11 protein-coding genes are annotated in these 14,947 nt (G+C 65.3%); 3 read left to right on the forward strand and 8 right to left on the reverse strand.

Going from position 1 to position 14,947, the window contains the following annotated elements; genetic code table 11:
* Positions 1-144 precede the first annotated feature (144 nt).
* The 3 genes from ACSFBF_RS06720 to ACSFBF_RS06730 all read right to left on the reverse strand — a co-directional run bounded on the left by ACSFBF_RS06720 (position 145) and on the right by ACSFBF_RS06730 (position 3,492).
* Positions 145-2,082 (reverse strand): propionate--CoA ligase, encoded by a 1,938-nt coding sequence (locus ACSFBF_RS06720; protein WP_435465934.1) that lies wholly within the window; start codon positions 2,080-2,082, stop codon positions 145-147.
* A 123-nt stretch (positions 2,083-2,205) separates the two neighbouring features.
* Positions 2,206-2,808 (reverse strand): isochorismatase family protein, encoded by a 603-nt coding sequence (locus ACSFBF_RS06725; RefSeq protein ID WP_435465540.1) that lies wholly within the window; start codon positions 2,806-2,808, stop codon positions 2,206-2,208.
* 12 nt (positions 2,809-2,820) lie between these two features.
* Complete coding sequence (locus tag ACSFBF_RS06730; RefSeq protein WP_435465541.1) at positions 2,821-3,492, reverse strand: TetR/AcrR family transcriptional regulator; 672 nt, start codon at positions 3,490-3,492, stop codon at positions 2,821-2,823.
* A gap of 106 nt (positions 3,493-3,598) precedes the next feature.
* Between ACSFBF_RS06730 and ACSFBF_RS06735 the strand changes: the two genes are divergently transcribed.
* Positions 3,599-5,221 carry a 4-hydroxyphenylacetate 3-hydroxylase family protein gene (locus tag ACSFBF_RS06735; RefSeq protein WP_435465542.1) on the forward strand — a complete coding sequence of 541 codons (1,623 nt, stop codon included), beginning with the start codon at positions 3,599-3,601 and terminating at the stop codon, positions 5,219-5,221.
* Between the two features lie 10 nt (positions 5,222-5,231).
* Positions 5,232-6,029, forward strand: coding sequence for an alpha/beta hydrolase (locus ACSFBF_RS06740; RefSeq protein WP_435465543.1), 798 nt, complete (start codon positions 5,232-5,234; stop codon positions 6,027-6,029).
* Between the two features lie 16 nt (positions 6,030-6,045).
* Here the strand turns inward: ACSFBF_RS06740 and ACSFBF_RS06745 are convergent, their stop codons facing one another.
* Complete coding sequence (locus tag ACSFBF_RS06745; protein WP_435465936.1) at positions 6,046-7,095, reverse strand: PQQ-dependent sugar dehydrogenase; 1,050 nt, start codon at positions 7,093-7,095, stop codon at positions 6,046-6,048.
* A 322-nt stretch (positions 7,096-7,417) separates the two neighbouring features.
* Here ACSFBF_RS06745 and ACSFBF_RS06750 point away from each other — a divergent pair, with 322 nt between their 5' ends.
* Complete coding sequence (locus ACSFBF_RS06750) at positions 7,418-7,993, forward strand: C40 family peptidase (protein WP_093052277.1); 576 nt, start codon at positions 7,418-7,420, stop codon at positions 7,991-7,993.
* Between the two features lie 85 nt (positions 7,994-8,078).
* Here ACSFBF_RS06750 and lpdA read toward each other — a convergent pair whose 3' ends face one another.
* The 4 genes from lpdA to aceE are packed head-to-tail and all read right to left on the reverse strand — an operon-like array spanning position 8,079 to position 14,899.
* Complete coding sequence (gene lpdA / locus ACSFBF_RS06755; protein WP_435465544.1) at positions 8,079-9,890, reverse strand: dihydrolipoyl dehydrogenase; 1,812 nt, start codon at positions 9,888-9,890, stop codon at positions 8,079-8,081.
* Positions 9,887-10,480, reverse strand: a complete 594-nt coding sequence (locus ACSFBF_RS06760) for an Ntn hydrolase family protein (protein WP_435465545.1) — start codon at positions 10,478-10,480, stop codon at positions 9,887-9,889. Before ACSFBF_RS06760 ends, lpdA begins: the two co-directional genes overlap by 4 nt.
* A complete protein-coding gene (aceF, locus tag ACSFBF_RS06765; protein WP_435465546.1) occupies positions 10,477-12,135 on the reverse strand; it encodes a dihydrolipoyllysine-residue acetyltransferase in 1,659 nt (552 codons plus the stop codon). The genes ACSFBF_RS06760 and aceF overlap by 4 nt, the downstream gene beginning before the upstream one ends.
* Before the next feature lie 49 nt (positions 12,136-12,184).
* The gene (gene aceE, locus ACSFBF_RS06770) at positions 12,185-14,899 is read right to left on the reverse strand and encodes a pyruvate dehydrogenase (acetyl-transferring), homodimeric type (RefSeq protein ID WP_435465547.1); all 2,715 of its coding nucleotides are present in this window, start codon (positions 14,897-14,899) and stop codon (positions 12,185-12,187) included.
* Positions 14,900-14,947 lie beyond the last annotated feature (48 nt).

Here is a 14,947-nt window from a genome sequence, read left to right on the forward strand (position 1 = left end):
AGCTGGTTAAGAAACCTTCCGCGACACGGCTGAACCGATTGGCGGATGCGACTGTGGCTGGGGAAGGGCCTGAGTACCTTGGCATTGTGCCACGTCAACCATATGACGGTTCAGCGGGGCTTCGCAACCCCCTGACCCGCTCACTCAGCCCGAAGAAAGTAACTGTTTGATCTGCTGCAGCGTCGCGGGGTCGTCGATGGTGGTCAGGTCGCCGGGGTCGCGCTGCTCGCACACGGCCTGGATGGCGCGGCGCAGCAACTTGCCGCTGCGGGTCTTCGGCAGGCCACCGACGAAGCGCACGCGGGCCGGCCGCGCCAGGGCGCCGAGCTGGTCGGCGACTACTTTCATGATCTCGCCCTCGAGCTTGAGTGCCACGTCGGCGTCGGTCACGGCCTTGCCGTCCCTGGGGACCACGAAGGCCATCGCGACCTGCCCCTTCAGGGCGTCGGCCACGCCGACCACCGCCACTTCGGCCACATTGGCGTGGCCCGAAATGCTCTCCTCGATCTCGCGCGTGCCGAGGCGGTGGCCCGCCACGTTGATCACGTCGTCGGTGCGCCCGAGGATGTAGAAATAGCCGTCCTCGTCGCGAATGCCCCAGTCGAAGGTCGAATAGACCATCTTGCCGGGCACGCTCTTCCAGTACGTATTGACGAAGCGCGCATCGTCCTTCCACACGGTCTGCATGAAGCCCGGCGGGGTCGGCCCCTCGACCACGACAACGCCCTTCTCGTTCGCGCCCGTCAGCTCCTCGCCGGTCGATTCGTGCAGGATCTTGATGCGGTAGCCATACATCGGCACGCCCGGGCTGCCGAACTTGCTGGCCTTGGCTTCGACGCCGTTGGCGATCGTGATCATCGGCCAGCCCGATTCGGTCTGCCAGTAGTTGTCGATGATCGGCACGCCCAGGCCTTCACTGATCCAGCGCGCGGTCGGCTCATCGAGCGGCTCGCCGGCCAGGAACAGCGCGCGCAACGTCGACAAGTCGTACTTTTTCAGCAGTGCCGGGTCTTGCCTCTTGAGCACGCGCACGGCCGTGGGTGCACTGAACATCACCGTGACCTTGTACTTCTCGACGAGGCGCCACCAGATGCCGCCATCGGGCTGCCGGTCGATGCCCTGCGTGGGCAGGCCCTCGTACATGATCGTCGCCATGCCGGCGATCAGCGGGCCGTAGACGATGTAGCTGTGGCCCACCACCCAGCCGATGTCGCTGGTCGAGAAATAGGTTTCCCCGGGCCGGCCGTCGAAGATGTGCTTCATGCTCGCGGCCAGCGCGACCGCATAGCCGCCCACGTCGCGCTGCACTCCCTTGGGCTTGCCGGTGGTGCCGCTCGTGTAGATGGTGTAGCTGATGTCGGTGGAGGCGAGCCACGCGCAGGGCACCTTGGCGTCGAAGTGCTTGCGGCGCAGTTCGGCGGCGAGATGGTCGCGGCCGGCCGTCAGCTCCATCGGTGCGAGCCCGCGGTCGGTCAGCAACACCGCCGCAGGCTTGTGCTTCGACAGCCGGATCGCCTCGTCGAGCAGCGGCTTGTATGCGATGACCTTGCCGCCGCGCGAGCCGGCATCGGCGCTCACGATCACCTTGGGCTCGGCGTCCTCGATGCGCGTGGCCAGCGAGCCGCTTGCGAAGCCGCCGAACACCACGCAGTGGACGGCGCCGATGCGCGCGCAGGCCAGCATCGCGAAGGCGGCCTCCGGAATCATCGGCATGTAGATGAGCACGCGGTCGCCCTTGCCCACACCCAGTTCGACCAGGCTGGCGGCAGTGCGCTGCACCTCGGCATGCAGTTCGGTGAAGCTGTAGCTCTTCTCGACGCCGGTTTCGGTGGAAACGAAGATCAGCGCGGGCTGGTCGCCCCGCGCCGCCAGGTGCCGGTCGATGGCGTTGTGGCAGAGGTTGGTCGTGCCGCCCACGAACCAGCGCGCGAAGGGTGGCTGGCTGGCGTCGAGGATCTGTTGCGCGGGCGCCTGCCAGTCGATCAGCTTCGCCTGCTCGGCCCAGAAGGCCTCGGGCGCGTCGACGGATTGGCGATAGAACTCTTCGTAGCGGCTCATCTGGATTTGTCTCCTTGTATGTATTCGGCTCCGGCGGCAACGCCAAAACTGAATTCATAATTATGGAGACCGATCTTGCAGCAAGCTGACGGCCGGAACAATCCGGCCGAGCCCCTGTCGCAGCAGGCTGCAAGGCCTGCGGTCCGGTTACCGGACGAGCGAAAGCAATTCAGGAAACGCGGGATGCTCCGCCGTGCGCAGCCACTCGAAGCCGACCATCTCGGTCGTCACAAGTTCGGCGCCGGCGCCGGCCAGCCGGTCGAAGGCGGCATCGCGGTTGCGCTCGGTGCGCGAACTGCAGGCATCGGTGACGACCCAGACTTCGAATTCGTCTTCCAGCAGGTCGAGCGCGGTCTGCAGCAGGCAGACGTGGGCTTCGCAGCCGGCAATCACGATGGTGTTGCGCTCTTCGACGGCGGCAGCGGGCTTCTGCAGATGCTTGGGCAGGCTGCGGGCATTGCCCTGCGGCGCCTTGGCCGGCACGCGCAGCCACTCGCCCAAGCCCTCTTCCACGCCGCTGAAGTGCATCTTTGACAGGGTGCGCTGGCACAGCGCGCGAATGTCGGGCAGGTTCTCGCCCAGACTGGAGGGGTTGTGCTCGGTGCCAAACACCGGCATCTGGAACAGCCGCGCCATCTTGCCGAGCCGCACCGCGTTCTGCGCGACCGCCTCCCCCTCGAAGATCGCCGGCATCAGCCGCGCCTGGTAGTCGACCAGAACGAGTTGGGATAGCGAGGCGTCGAGCAGCATGAACAGTTTCTTTCAGGTATCGGTTGAATTGGGCTGAACCGTACCACCGAAAAGACCGGCTTGGCGCGGGCCGCCATCGATGCGCTGCACGAGTTGCGCCACGTAAGCTTTGAACAGCGCATTGGCCGACTGCCTGAACAAGCGGATGCGCCCGGTGTGCTGCATCAGCAGCAGGCCGACGCCGTGCGCGAACAGCGAAGTGTTTTCCTGCAGGGCGCCGTCTGCGTTGAGCCCCATTGCCTGTAGCGCCTCTTCGCACGGGCGCAAGGCCTGGTAGAGGTGGTCGTTCAGTTCGTGATCGAGTTCGCTGGTCAGGCCGCGCGGGCGCATGCCCTGCACCAGATAGAAGCCCAGGTCGAGTTCGCGCGGGTTCGCGGCGTAGAAGTCGAACCACGCCTGCGCCCTGGCGGCGAGCGTCTGGTCGGGGCGGTCCGGCGACACGGGGGCATCGGCCACGGCAGCTTGCAAGCGCTGGATCGATTCGCCGAGCAAGGCCGCGTAGATCGCCTCCTTGCTCTCGAAGTAAGAATAGATGGCGCCTGGCGTGTAGCCAGCCTTGCGGGCAATTTCGCGAATGCTCGCGCCCTCGATGCCGGCCTCCAGGAAGACTGCGCGAGCGGCGTCGAGCACGAGCGTGCGGCGGGCGTCGGTAAGCGCCTGGCGGCGTTGGAGCTTGGCGTGCATGGGCGGGACTATAGCCTCCGGATTGATCGATCATCCGATTTTTTAATCGTTGATTGAAAAATTGAACGATGTTTAAATTTAGACCAAAACCCAGGAGACAAACACGATGAACGCCCCGCTTCCCAGAGCCACCCTCATGTCCGGCGCCGACTACCGCGAGTCGCTGCGCCGCTACCGCCCCAACGTCTTCGTAGACGGCCGCCGCGTCGACAGCGTGGCCGACGAGCCGGCCTTCCAGCCCGGCATCAATGCCATCGCCCTCACCTACGACTACGCCCTGAAGAAGGAATACGAGCCGCTGATGACCGCCGTGCAGCACACCAGCGGCAAGCGGGTCAACCGGCTGTCCCACATCAACACGAGCGCCGGCGACCTGCTCAACAAGCTCGAAGCCGTGCGGCTGGTGTGCCAGGAAACGGGCTGCGCCCAGCGCTACCTGACGCACGATGCGCTCAACGCCATCGCCCAGGTGTCGGCCCGCATCGACGACGCCCGCGGCAGCACCGAGCACACCGCCCGCTTCCACGACTACCTGCACCGCGTGCAGGACCAGGACCTGACGCTGGGCGTGGCCATGACCGACGCCAAGGGCGACCGCAGCCGCCGGCCGCACGAGCAGGCCAACGTCGACAGCTACCTTCACGTGGTGGAGCGCAACGCGCGCGGCATCGTCATCTCGGGCACCAAGGCGATCGTGACTGGCGCTCCCTACGTGCACGAACTGCTGGTCATGCCCTGCCGCAACATGGGCAAGGAGGATGCCGATTTCGCCGTCTGCTGCGCCGTGCCACTGGACGCACCAGGCCTCACCATCGTCGCCCGGCCGGCAGGCCGCCCCGGCGAAAAGCTCGAGCACGGCGACGCACTTTTCAGCCGCAAGTACGGCCAGAGCACCGGCGTGTGCATGTTCGACAAGGTCTTCGTGCCGTGGGAGCGCGTGTTCTACGCCGGCGAGTGGGAGCACTCCGGCCACCTGACCTACAGCTACGCCACGCACCACCGCCACAGCTGCATCGGCGCGCGCGCCGGCTTCGGCGACCTGCTGATCGGCGCCGGCGCGCTGATGTGCGAGGCCAACGGCTTCGACCCGGGCAAGGAAAGCCACCTGCGCGAGCAGATGGTCGAGCTCATCACCATCACCGAGAGTTTCTTCGCCTGCGGCGTGGCCGCCAGCGTCTACGGCAAGGCCGACGAGCACTGCGACGTCTTCATGCCCGATGCGGTGTTCAGCAACATCGGCAAGCTGCTGCTGGCCACGAAGATCTACGACATGCACCGCATCGCGCACTACGTGAGCGGCGGGCTGATCGTCACCCTCCCCGGCCCCGACGAAGACCACAACCCCGAGACCGCCGCCCGCCTGTCGGACGTGCTGCGGGCCAACCCGGCCATTCCCTACGAGCAGCGCATCGAAACGGCCCGCTTCATCGAAGACCTGACGGCCGGCTACCAGGGTGGCTGGTACAGCGTGATCAGCCTGCACGGCGGCGGCTCACCCGCGGCCATGAAGCAGGAGATCTGGCGCAACTACCCGGTCGGCTCCAAGGTCGAGCTGGTCGAACGCATCCTCGAACGCGGCATCGCGGCCGACGGCTCGCCCGCCGCCGCGCCGCACGACCCGGGCCGTGCCATCACCCGCAACCGCCAGCCCGGCAAATGCTGCGACACCGGCTGCGCCACGCCCGGGCAACCCGTGATGGTCGACCTGCCGGCATCGCGGCGCGCCTAGACTCCGGCCGATGAAGTTCTTCTCGAAGCGGCTGTGCCTGGCGGCGCTGGGCGTGGGTACCGCGCTGCTCGTCGTGGCCTGCGGCGGCGTGCGCAAGGCCACGGTGCCGATGACGACCTCGCTCGAAAAGAGCAGCTGCGCACGCAACGATGTCGACACGCTGCTGGTGATGCTCCCCGGCGCGTACTCGACGCCCGAAGAGTTCGAGCGCGAGGGCTTCGTCCGCGCCGTCCGCGAGAACCGCATCGCGGCGGACGTGATGCTGGTCGACGCCCACCTCGGCTACTACAACAACAAGACCATCCTCGAGCGCCTGAGCGCCGACGTGATGGCGCCGGCGCGCAGCCAGGGTTACCGCCACATCTGGTTCGTCGGCATTTCTCTCGGCGGCTTCGGCGGAATGCTCTATGCGCAGACGCACCCCGGCGAGCTTGCGGGGCTGGTGACGCACGCGCCCTACCTCGGCGAGCGCGTGCTCGGCACGGACATCGCCAATGCCGGCGGCCTTGCCAGGTGGAACGGCCCGCTCGTCGATCCGGCCGAGAGCCCTCCCCGCACGCCCAACGAAACACAGCTCTGGCAATGGCTGCGCGGCTACGCGGGCTTCACGCACACGGCGAGCGCCCGGCCGCCGCTCTACCTGGGCTACGGCCTCGACGACCGCTTTGCCTTCAGCAACCGGCTGCTCGCGGACGTATTGCCGGCCGAGCGCGTATTCACGACCGAGGGCGGCCACGACTGGCCCGAATGGACGCGCCTCTGGCGCCGCATGCTGCCCACCCTGCCGCTGCCGGGTTGCCCCGGCTGAATGCAAGCGCCGCGCCTCAGTTCGGCCGCAGGCGCAGCAACTTGCCGTCGGCCTCGTCGGTCAACACATAGAGCAATCCGTCGGGCCCCTGCTTCACGTCGCGGATGCGGGCACGACCTTCAGCCAGCAGCTTGTGCTCGGCCACCACCTTGCCGCCCTTCAATTCGATGCGGTCGAGATAGCCGAACTTGAGCGAACCCACGAACAGATTGCCCTTCCAGGCCGCGCCGTAGCGGTCGCTCGTCAGAAACGCCATGCCGGACGGCGCGATCGACGGCACCCAGTAGTGCAGCGGCTGCTCCATGCCGTCCTTGGCGGTGATGCCGTCGCCGATCTTGCCGCCGCCGTAGTTCTCGCCGTAGGTGATCACGGGCCAGCCGTAGTTGCGGCCGGCCTGCGGGATGTTGATTTCGTCGCCGCCCTGCGGGCCATGCTCGGTCATCCAGAAACGACCGTCGGGCGCGAGCGTGGCGCCCTGCCCGTTGCGGTGGCCGTAGCTCCAGATTTCGGGCAACGCGCCCGCCTTGCCGATGAAGGGGTTGTCTTTGGGCGCCGTGCCGTCCTTGCCGATGCGCACGATCTTGCCGAGGTGGTTGTCGAGCTTCTGTGCATCTTCCTTGCGGCTGAAACGGTCGCCGAGCGTAAGGAACAGCGTGCCGTCGCGCGCCTCGACGATGCGGCAGCCGAAGTGATTGCGGCTCGCCACCTTGGGCTGCTGGCTGAAGATGATCTTCAGGTCTTCGAGCTTCCTGCCGTCGGCAGACAGGTTGGCGCGGGCCAGCGCCGTGCTATTGGCGGAGCCGCCAGCATCAGGTTCGGAAAAGCAAAAGTACAGCGCGCGGTTTTTCTCGAAGCCTGAGTCGGCTAGCACGTCGAGCAAGCCGCCCTGACCGCCCGCTGCGATGGGAGGCAAACCCGCGATGGGTGCACCGATCTTCCCGTCCGCACCGATCAAACGGAGACGGCCGGGCCGCTCTGTCACCACGAATCGACCGCCCGGCAAAAAGGTGACACCCCAAGGGTTTTCGAGGCCTGCGGCTATCGTTTCGGGGCGCATCTGCGCCATGGCATTGACACAAAAACCCAGTGCGGCAACCACCGCAAGGCGGCAAACAAGGAAAAAGGACGGCTGAATCTGCAAGTTCATGACTTTTCCGGGTAGTTGCGACGATCTTGGCGAGAAATAGCAACCGAATCCAGCTTGATTGTCTGTTCACCCGAGACCCGAGGGCCCATTCGCGGTCAACCACTTATGGCCAATAAACGTTCACCGTTACATTTTTTCTTTGGCCGTGTCGAAATTTTTCATGTAAATCAATGACTTACAGATGCATTCGCTAATTCTGATTAAATTGACATAACCGCGCGTCATCAATATCCTACGCGCCATGCGTTTTTTCGTCCTACCCGCGTCCCTCCTATTTGCCGTCGCTGTCCATGCGGCCCCCCAACAGGAAAAAACCGATGACGAGTTGGCGCGAATGCTCGCCGACAAAGGCATCATCGGACAGCTCAAGCAGGTTCGCCAAACTGTCACCGAGCGCACTTCCGACTTGGTGGTGACCGCCATTGGTTTCCTCGGCGTCCCCTATCGCCGCGGCGGCAACACCGCCGAATCAGGCTTTGATTGCAGCGGCTTCGTCCGCGCCATGTACAACCAGACGGTCGGCCACATGCTCCCGCGCCGCGCCGAAGAGCAAGCCGCCGCCACCGAGAAGATCGACGCCAGCCAGCTCAAGCCCGGCGACCTCGTGTTCTTCAACACCATGCGCCGCGCCTTCAGCCATGTCGGCATCTATGTCGGCGAAGGCAAGTTCATCCACTCGCCCCGCTCCGGCGCCCAGGTTCGCGTGGAAGACATGAACGGCAGCTACTGGCAACGCCGCTTCGACGGCGCCCGCCGCGTGCTGGGCGGCCCGACGGATGAAGTGAAGGCTGCGGCCGTCGCCAATACCGGCAACTGAGCCCTCCCCCGAACTCAGAACGAAAAAAATCCCGCCTAGGCGGGATTTTTCATGGGCGCTCGATCAGCAGCGCCCTTGTGTCTTGTCAGCCCTTCTTCGCAGGCGGCAGATCGGTACAAGTGCCGTGCGCCACTTCCGCCGCCATGCCGATGCTTTCGCCCAGCGTCGGGTGCGGGTGAATGGTCTTGCCGATGTCGATCTCGTCCGCGCCCATCTCGATGGCCAACGCGATCTCTCCGATCATGTCGCCGGCATGCGTGCCGACGATGCCGCCGCCAAGGATGCGATGCGTCTCGGCATCGAACAGCAGCTTGGTGAAGCCTTCGTCGCGGCCGTTGGCAATGGCTCGGCCCGAGGCCGTCCACGGGAAGTGGCCCTTCTTGATCTTGATGCCTTCGGCCTTTGCCTGGTCTTCGGTCAGGCCGACCCACGCCACCTCGGGGTCGGTGTAGGCCACGCTCGGGATCACGCGGGCGTTGAACGCCGCGCTCGAGAGCTCCTTGTCGCCCTTCTGCTCGCCGGCAATGACTTCGGCCGCCACATGCGCCTCATGCACCGCCTTGTGCGCCAGCATGGGCTGGCCCACTATGTCGCCGATGGCGAAGATGTGGGGCACGTTGGTTCGCATCTGGATGTCGACCGGAATGAAGCCACGGTCGCTCACGGCCACGCCAGCCTTCTCGGCACCGATCTTCTTGCCGTTGGGGCTGCGGCCCACGGCCTGCAGCACCAGGTCGTACACCTGCGGCTCCTTCGGTGCTTGCTCGCCCTCGAAGGTGACCTTGATGCCCTCCTTCGTTGCTTCGGCGCCGACCGTCTTGGTCTTGAGCATGATGTTGTCGAAGCGCGGCGCGTTCATCTTCTGCCAGACCTTCACGAGGTCGCGGTCGGCGCCCTGCATCAGGCCATCGAGCATTTCAACCACGTCCAGGCGCGCGCCCAGCGTGGAATACACCGTGCCCATTTCAAGGCCGATGATGCCGCCGCCCAGCACCAGCATGCGCTTGGGGTCGGTGCCCATCTCGAGCGCACCGGTCGAATCGACCACGCGCGGGTCTTTCGGCATGAAGGGCAGGCTCACCGACTGCGAACCGGCCGCGATGATCGCGTTGCGGAACTTCACGGTCTGCTTGCTGCCCGTGGTGTCCCAGCTGGTACCGGAGGTTTCTTCGACCTCGATGTGGTACGGGTCGATGAAGTTACCGACACCGCGCAGCACCGTCACCTTGCGCATCTTGGCCATGGCCGTGAGGCCGCCGGTGAGCTTGCCCACCACCTTGTTCTTGTGGCCGAGCAGCTTGGCACGGTCGACCGTGGGCGCGGCAAAGCTGACGCCAAGGTCGGCGAAGTGCTTGACCTCGTCCATGACGGAAGCCACGTGCAGCAGCGCCTTCGACGGGATGCAGCCGACGTTCAGGCACACGCCGCCGAGGGTGGCGTAGCGCTCGATCAGCACGACCTTCAGGCCGAGGTCGGCCGCGCGGAAGGCGGCCGAATAACCGCCGGGGCCGGCGCCGAGCACGATCACGTCGCACTCGACATCGACCTTGCCGCCGTAGCTGGATGCCACAGGTGCTGCCACCGGAGCAGCCGCCTTCAGCGCCGGGGCTGCAGCCGCTGGCGCAGGCGCCGCCGCTGCGGGCGCGGGCGCCGCTGCGCCACTCACCTCCAGCGTCAGCACGACCGAGCCTTCCTTGACCTTGTCGCCCACCTTCACGGCCAGCGCCTTCACCACGCCGGCGGCGGACGACGGAATCTCCATCGAGGCCTTGTCCGATTCGACCGTGATCAGCGACTGCTCGGCCTTGACCGTGTCTCCGACATTGACCAGCACCTCGATCACCGCGACTTCGTCGAAGTCGCCGATATCGGGCACCTTGATTTGTTGTTCGCTCATTTGGACACTTTCAGTTTGAGTGTGAGAACGTCGACCGGCGGGGCCGAATTGCGATCGAATTCGCAGGCGGCGGCAATGCCTGCCTCCGCCACGTCGCGCGAGTTGCGCGACTTGATGTCATAGGCCGCGTGCATGGCGCCGAGTGCAAAGCTGCGTCCCGAGCCGATGGCCCAGAACTCCTTGAACTCGAACACCTCGCGGTAGCTGTAGATGCCATAGATGCCGCTCTGGTTGGCCATCAGCATCGTGAACTGGCTCGACTCGTAGGGCTCGTGCTCGTCTTCCTTGGTCTGCATGAAGAACGTGTCCTTCAGCACCGGATGCAGCATCGTGAAGGTGCGAAAGATCTCGTGCTTGCTGCCGAACATCAGCTGCTCGCGCGGTTGCGCGGCCAGCGCATGCTGCAGCACCAGGAAGTGCGCGGCGGCACCGGCCACCGCGAACAGGCTCTGCCCCGCCGCGTCCTCGACGGTGAAGATCTTCTGGTTCGCCTCGGCGCGGTGCGAAAGCCGCGTGTCGCCGAAGGTCACCAGAGAATCGGCTGCCATCGTGACCTGGCCGCCCTTGCGGACGGCCACTACCGTGGTCATAGCAGGATTCGACGGTAGTCCGCGAGCACTTGCCCCAGGTAGGCGTTGAAACGCGCAGCCAGGGCGCCGTCGATCACGCGGTGGTCGTACGACAGCGACAGCGGCAGCGTGAGACGCGGCACGAACTGCTTGCCGTCCCACACCGGCTTCATCTGGCCCTTGGAGAGGCCGAGGATGGCCACTTCAGGAGCGTTGATGATGGGCGTGAAGTGCGTGCCACCGATGCCGCCGAGCGAGCTGATCGAGAAGCAGCCGCCCTGCATGTCGGCCGAACCGAGCTTGCCGTCGCGCGCTTTCTTGGCGAGTTCGCCCATCTCGGCGCTGATCTGCAGGATGCCCTTCTTGTCGGCATCCTTGAGCACAGGCACCACGAGGCCGTTGGGCGTGTCGGCCGCGAAGCCGATGTGGAAGTACTGCTTGTAGACCAGCTGGTCGCCGTCGAGGCTGGCGTTGAAGTCGGGAAACTTCTTCAGCGCCGAAACCACCGCCTTGATCACGAAGGCCAGCATCGTGACCTTGACGCCCGACTTCTCGTTCTCCTTGTTGGTGGAGACGCGGAAGGCTTCGAGCTCGGTGATGTCGGCTTCGTCGTTGTTGGTGACGTGCGGAATCATCACCCAGTTGCGGTGCAGGTTCGCGCCGCTGAGCTTCTTGATGCGCGAGAGGTCCTTGCGCTCGACAGTGCCGAACTTGGTGAAGTCGACCTTCGGCCACGGAATGAGGCCCAGTGCCGCACCGTCGGCGCCGCCACCTGCCGGCACCTTGGCCGCCGAGGCCTTGGTGCTGGCCTGGCCGCTCATCACGGCCTTGGTGAAGCTCTGGACGTCTTCCTGCGTGATGCGGCCCTTGGGACCGGAGCCCTTGACCTCTTCGAGCGGCACGCCGAGTTCGCGGGCGAACTTGCGCACCGAGGGCGAGGCGTGCGGCAGGCTGGCGCTGGGCGCGACCGTCGGCTGATGAGCCGGGGCGGCTGCAGCAGGCGCCGATGCAGCGGCCGGCGCGGGCGCACTGGCGGTTGCAGTTGCCGGTGCGGCAGCCGCAGCCTGTGCTGGCGCCGGGGCAGCAGCGCCGGCAGCACCTTCGAGCACGGCGATCAAGTCACCGATGTTGACCGTGTCGCCCACCTTGACCTTGAGCTCCTTGAGCACGCCGGCAGCCGACGACGGAATCTCCATCGAGGCCTTGTCCGACTCCACCGTGATCAGCGACTGTTCGACCTTGATCGCGTCGCCCGGCTTCACGAGCACTTCAATGACGGCGACGTCCTTGAAATCGCCGATGTCCGGCACCTTGATCTCGACCGGGCCCGAGGCTGCCGGGGCGGCAGCAGGAGCCGGCGCGGGCGCTGCAGCGGCCGGCGCTGCGGCTGCGGGAGCCGCTGCAGGCGCAGGGGCCGGGGCTGCCGCAGCACCCGCTCCCTCGGCCTCGAGCACGAGCACCACCGAGCCCTCCTTCACCTTGCTGCCGACTTCGACCTTCAGTTCCTTGACCACACCGGCCGTGGACGACGGGATTTCCATCGACGCCTTGTCCGATTCGACCGTGATGAGCGACTGTTCGGCCTTGACCGTGTCGCCCACCTTCACGAGCACCTCGATCACCGCGACTTCATCGAAATCGCCGATGTCCGGCACCTTCACTTCCACTGCTGCCATATCGTTGTCTCCCGCCGTAAGGCGCCGTTCGTTCGTTGGTTGTTGATGTTCAAGCGTAAAGCGGGTTGACCTTGTCGACATTGATGCCGTACTTCTTGATCGCTTCCACCACCTTGGCCACCGGCACGGTGCCATCTTCGCTCAGCGCCTTGAGCGCGGCCACCACGATGTAGTGGCGGTTGATCTCGAAGTGCTCGCGCAGCTTGTTGCGGAAGTCGCTGCGGCCGAAGCCATCGGTGCCGAGCACCTTGTAGGTGCGGCCCTTCGGGATGAAGGGGCGGATCTGCTCGGCATAGGCCTTCATGTAGTCGGTCGATGCGACCACCGGGCCGGTCGAGGCCCCGAGCTGCTCGGCCACGAAGGGCACGCGCGGCGTCTGGTCGGGGTGCAGCAGGTTCCAGCGGTCGGCGTCCTGGCCGTCGCGGGTGAGCTCGTTGAAGCTCGGGCAGCTCCACACGGAAGCCGACACGCCCCAGTCCTTTTCGAGCAGCTCTTGCGCGGCAAAGCTTTCGCGCAGGATGGTGCCGCTGCCCAGCAGTTGCACCGTGGGTGCCTTGGCCTTGAGCGCGGGACCCTGCTTCGACAGGTACATGCCCTTGATGATCTGCTCTTCGGTACCGGGCTGCAGGCCAGGCATTGCGTAGTTCTCGTTGAGCAGCGTCAGGTAGTAGTAGACGTTGTCCTGCTTTTCGACCATGCGCTTGAGGCCATGGTGCAGGATGACGCCGACTTCATGCGCGAAGGTCGGGTCGTAGCTCACGCAGTTCGGAATGGTGTTGGCCAGGATGTGGCTGTGACCGTCTTCGTGCTGCAGGCCTTCGCCGTTCAGCGTGGTGCGCCCCGAGGTGCCGCCGAGCAGGAAGCCGCGGGCCTGCATGTCGCCGGCCGCCCAGGCCAAGTCGCCGATGCGCTGGAAGCCGAACATCGAGTAGTACACGTAGAACGGCACCATGATGCGGTTGTTCGTGCTGTACGACGTGGCCGCCGCGATCCAGCTCGACATGCCGCCGGCTTCGTTGATGCCTTCCTGCAGGATCTGGCCAGCCTTGTCTTCCTTGTAGTACATGACCTGGTCTTTATCGACCGGGGTGTACTGCTGGCCATGCGGGTTGTAGATGCCGATCTGGCGGAACAGGCCTTCCATGCCGAAGGTGCGCGCCTCGTCCACGAGGATCGGCACCACGCGCGGGCCCAGCGCCTTGTCGCGCAGCAGCTGCGTGAGGAAGCGCACGTAGGCCTGCGTGGTCGAGATCTCGCGGCCTTCGGCCGTGGGCTCCATCACCGCCTTGAAGGTGTCGAGCGACGGCACCGTGAAGCTCTCGTCGGCCTTGACGCGGCGGTGCGGCAGGTAGCCGCCCAGGGCCTTGCGGCGCTCGTGCAGATAGCGCATTTCCGGCGTGTCGTCGGCCGGCTTGTAGAACGGCAGCTCGGCAATCTGGCTGTCGGGGATCGGGATGTTGAAGCGGTCGCGGAAGGCCTTGATGTCCTCGTCGCTGAGCTTCTTGGTCTGGTGGACCGTGTTCTTGCCCTCGCCGATCTTGCCCATGCCGAAGCCCTTGACGGTCTTGACGAGCAGCACAGTGGGCTGGCCGGTGTGGTTCTGGGCGGAGTGGAAGGCGGCAAACACCTTCTGCGAGTCGTGACCGCCGCGCTGGAGGTTCCAGACCTCGTCGTCGGTCAGGTGCTCGACCATCTTCAGCGTGCGCGGGTCACGGCCGAAGAAGTTCTTGCGGACGTAGGCGCCGTCGTTGGCCTTGAACGACTGGTAGTCGCCGTCGTTGCACTCCATCATGATCTTGCGCAGCGCGCCGTCATGGTCCTTTTCGAGCAGGGCGTCCCAGCCCTTGCCCCAGATCAGCTTGACGACGTTCCAGTTGGCGCCACGGAACTCGCCTTCGAGCTCCTGGATGATCTTGCCGTTGCCGCGCACCGGGCCGTCCAGGCGCTGCAGATTGCAGTTGATGACGAAGATCAGGTTGTCGAGGTTCTCGCGCGCTGCGAGGCCGATGGCGCCCAGCGATTCGACCTCGTCCATTTCACCGTCGCCGCAGAACACCCACACCTTGCGGTTCTCGGTGTTGGCGATGCCGCGTGCATGCAGGTACTTGAGGAAGCGCGCCTGGTAGATCGCCATCAGCGGGCCAAGACCCATCGACACGGTAGGGAACTGCCAGAACTCCGGCATCAGCTTGGGGTGCGGGTAGCTCGACAGGCCCTTGCCGTCCACTTCCTGGCGGAAGTTGAGCAGTTGCTCTTCGGAGAGGCGGCCTTCGAGGTAGGCGCGGGCATAGATGCCGGGAGAAACGTGGCCCTGGATGTAGAGCAGGTCGCCGCCGTGGTTTTCGCTCTCGGCGTGCCAGAAGTGGTTGAAGCCGGCGCCGAACATGCTGGCCAGCGAGGCGAAGGAGCCGATGTGGCCACCCAGGTCGCCGCCTTCGGCCGGATGGTGGCGGTTGGCCTTGACCACCATGGCCATTGCGTTCCAGCGCATGTAGGCGCGCAGGCGCTGTTCGATCTCGAGATTGCCGGGGCTGCGAGCCTCCTGCGAGGGCTCGATGGTGTTGACATAGCCGGTGTTGGCCGAGAACGGCATGTCGACCGTGTTCTGGCGGGCATGTTCGAGCAGTTGCTCGAGAAGGAAGTGGGCCCGCTCCGGACCCTCGCTCTGGATGACGGAGGACAGTGCATCCATCCATTCACGGGTTTCCTGGGCGTCCGCATCGTTTGCGGCCGAGCCGAACAGGTTCTCGGGATTTGCCGACATGCTTGTCTCTCCTTTTAGGGCTGTGGCGGTAATTTAGTGCGCTATGGG

The organism is Variovorax nivicola (genome assembly GCF_051216475.1).
GTDB lineage: Bacteria > Pseudomonadota > Gammaproteobacteria > Burkholderiales > Burkholderiaceae_C > Variovorax.

Bases quoted from the DNA above. Each gene is read 5' to 3' on its own strand.
- lpdA (WP_435465544.1), bottom strand. From the start codon at position 9,890: ATGAGCGAACAACAAATCAAGGTGCCCGATATCGGCGACTTCGACGAA.
- ACSFBF_RS06740 (WP_435465543.1), top strand. From the start codon at position 5,232: ATGAAGTTCTTCTCGAAGCGGCTGTGCCTGGCGGCGCTGGGCGTGGGT.
- aceE (WP_435465547.1), bottom strand. From the start codon at position 14,899: ATGTCGGCAAATCCCGAGAACCTGTTCGGCTCGGCCGCAAACGATGCG.
- ACSFBF_RS06730 (WP_435465541.1), bottom strand. From the start codon at position 3,492: ATGCACGCCAAGCTCCAACGCCGCCAGGCGCTTACCGACGCCCGCCGC.
- ACSFBF_RS06745 (WP_435465936.1), bottom strand. From the start codon at position 7,095: ATGGCGCAGATGCGCCCCGAAACGATAGCCGCAGGCCTCGAAAACCCT.
- aceF (WP_435465546.1), bottom strand. From the start codon at position 12,135: ATGGCAGCAGTGGAAGTGAAGGTGCCGGACATCGGCGATTTCGATGAA.
- ACSFBF_RS06725 (WP_435465540.1), bottom strand. From the start codon at position 2,808: ATGCTGCTCGACGCCTCGCTATCCCAACTCGTTCTGGTCGACTACCAG.
- ACSFBF_RS06760 (WP_435465545.1), bottom strand. From the start codon at position 10,480: ATGACCACGGTAGTGGCCGTCCGCAAGGGCGGCCAGGTCACGATGGCA.
- ACSFBF_RS06735 (WP_435465542.1), top strand. From the start codon at position 3,599: ATGAACGCCCCGCTTCCCAGAGCCACCCTCATGTCCGGCGCCGACTAC.
- ACSFBF_RS06750 (WP_093052277.1), top strand. From the start codon at position 7,418: ATGCGTTTTTTCGTCCTACCCGCGTCCCTCCTATTTGCCGTCGCTGTC.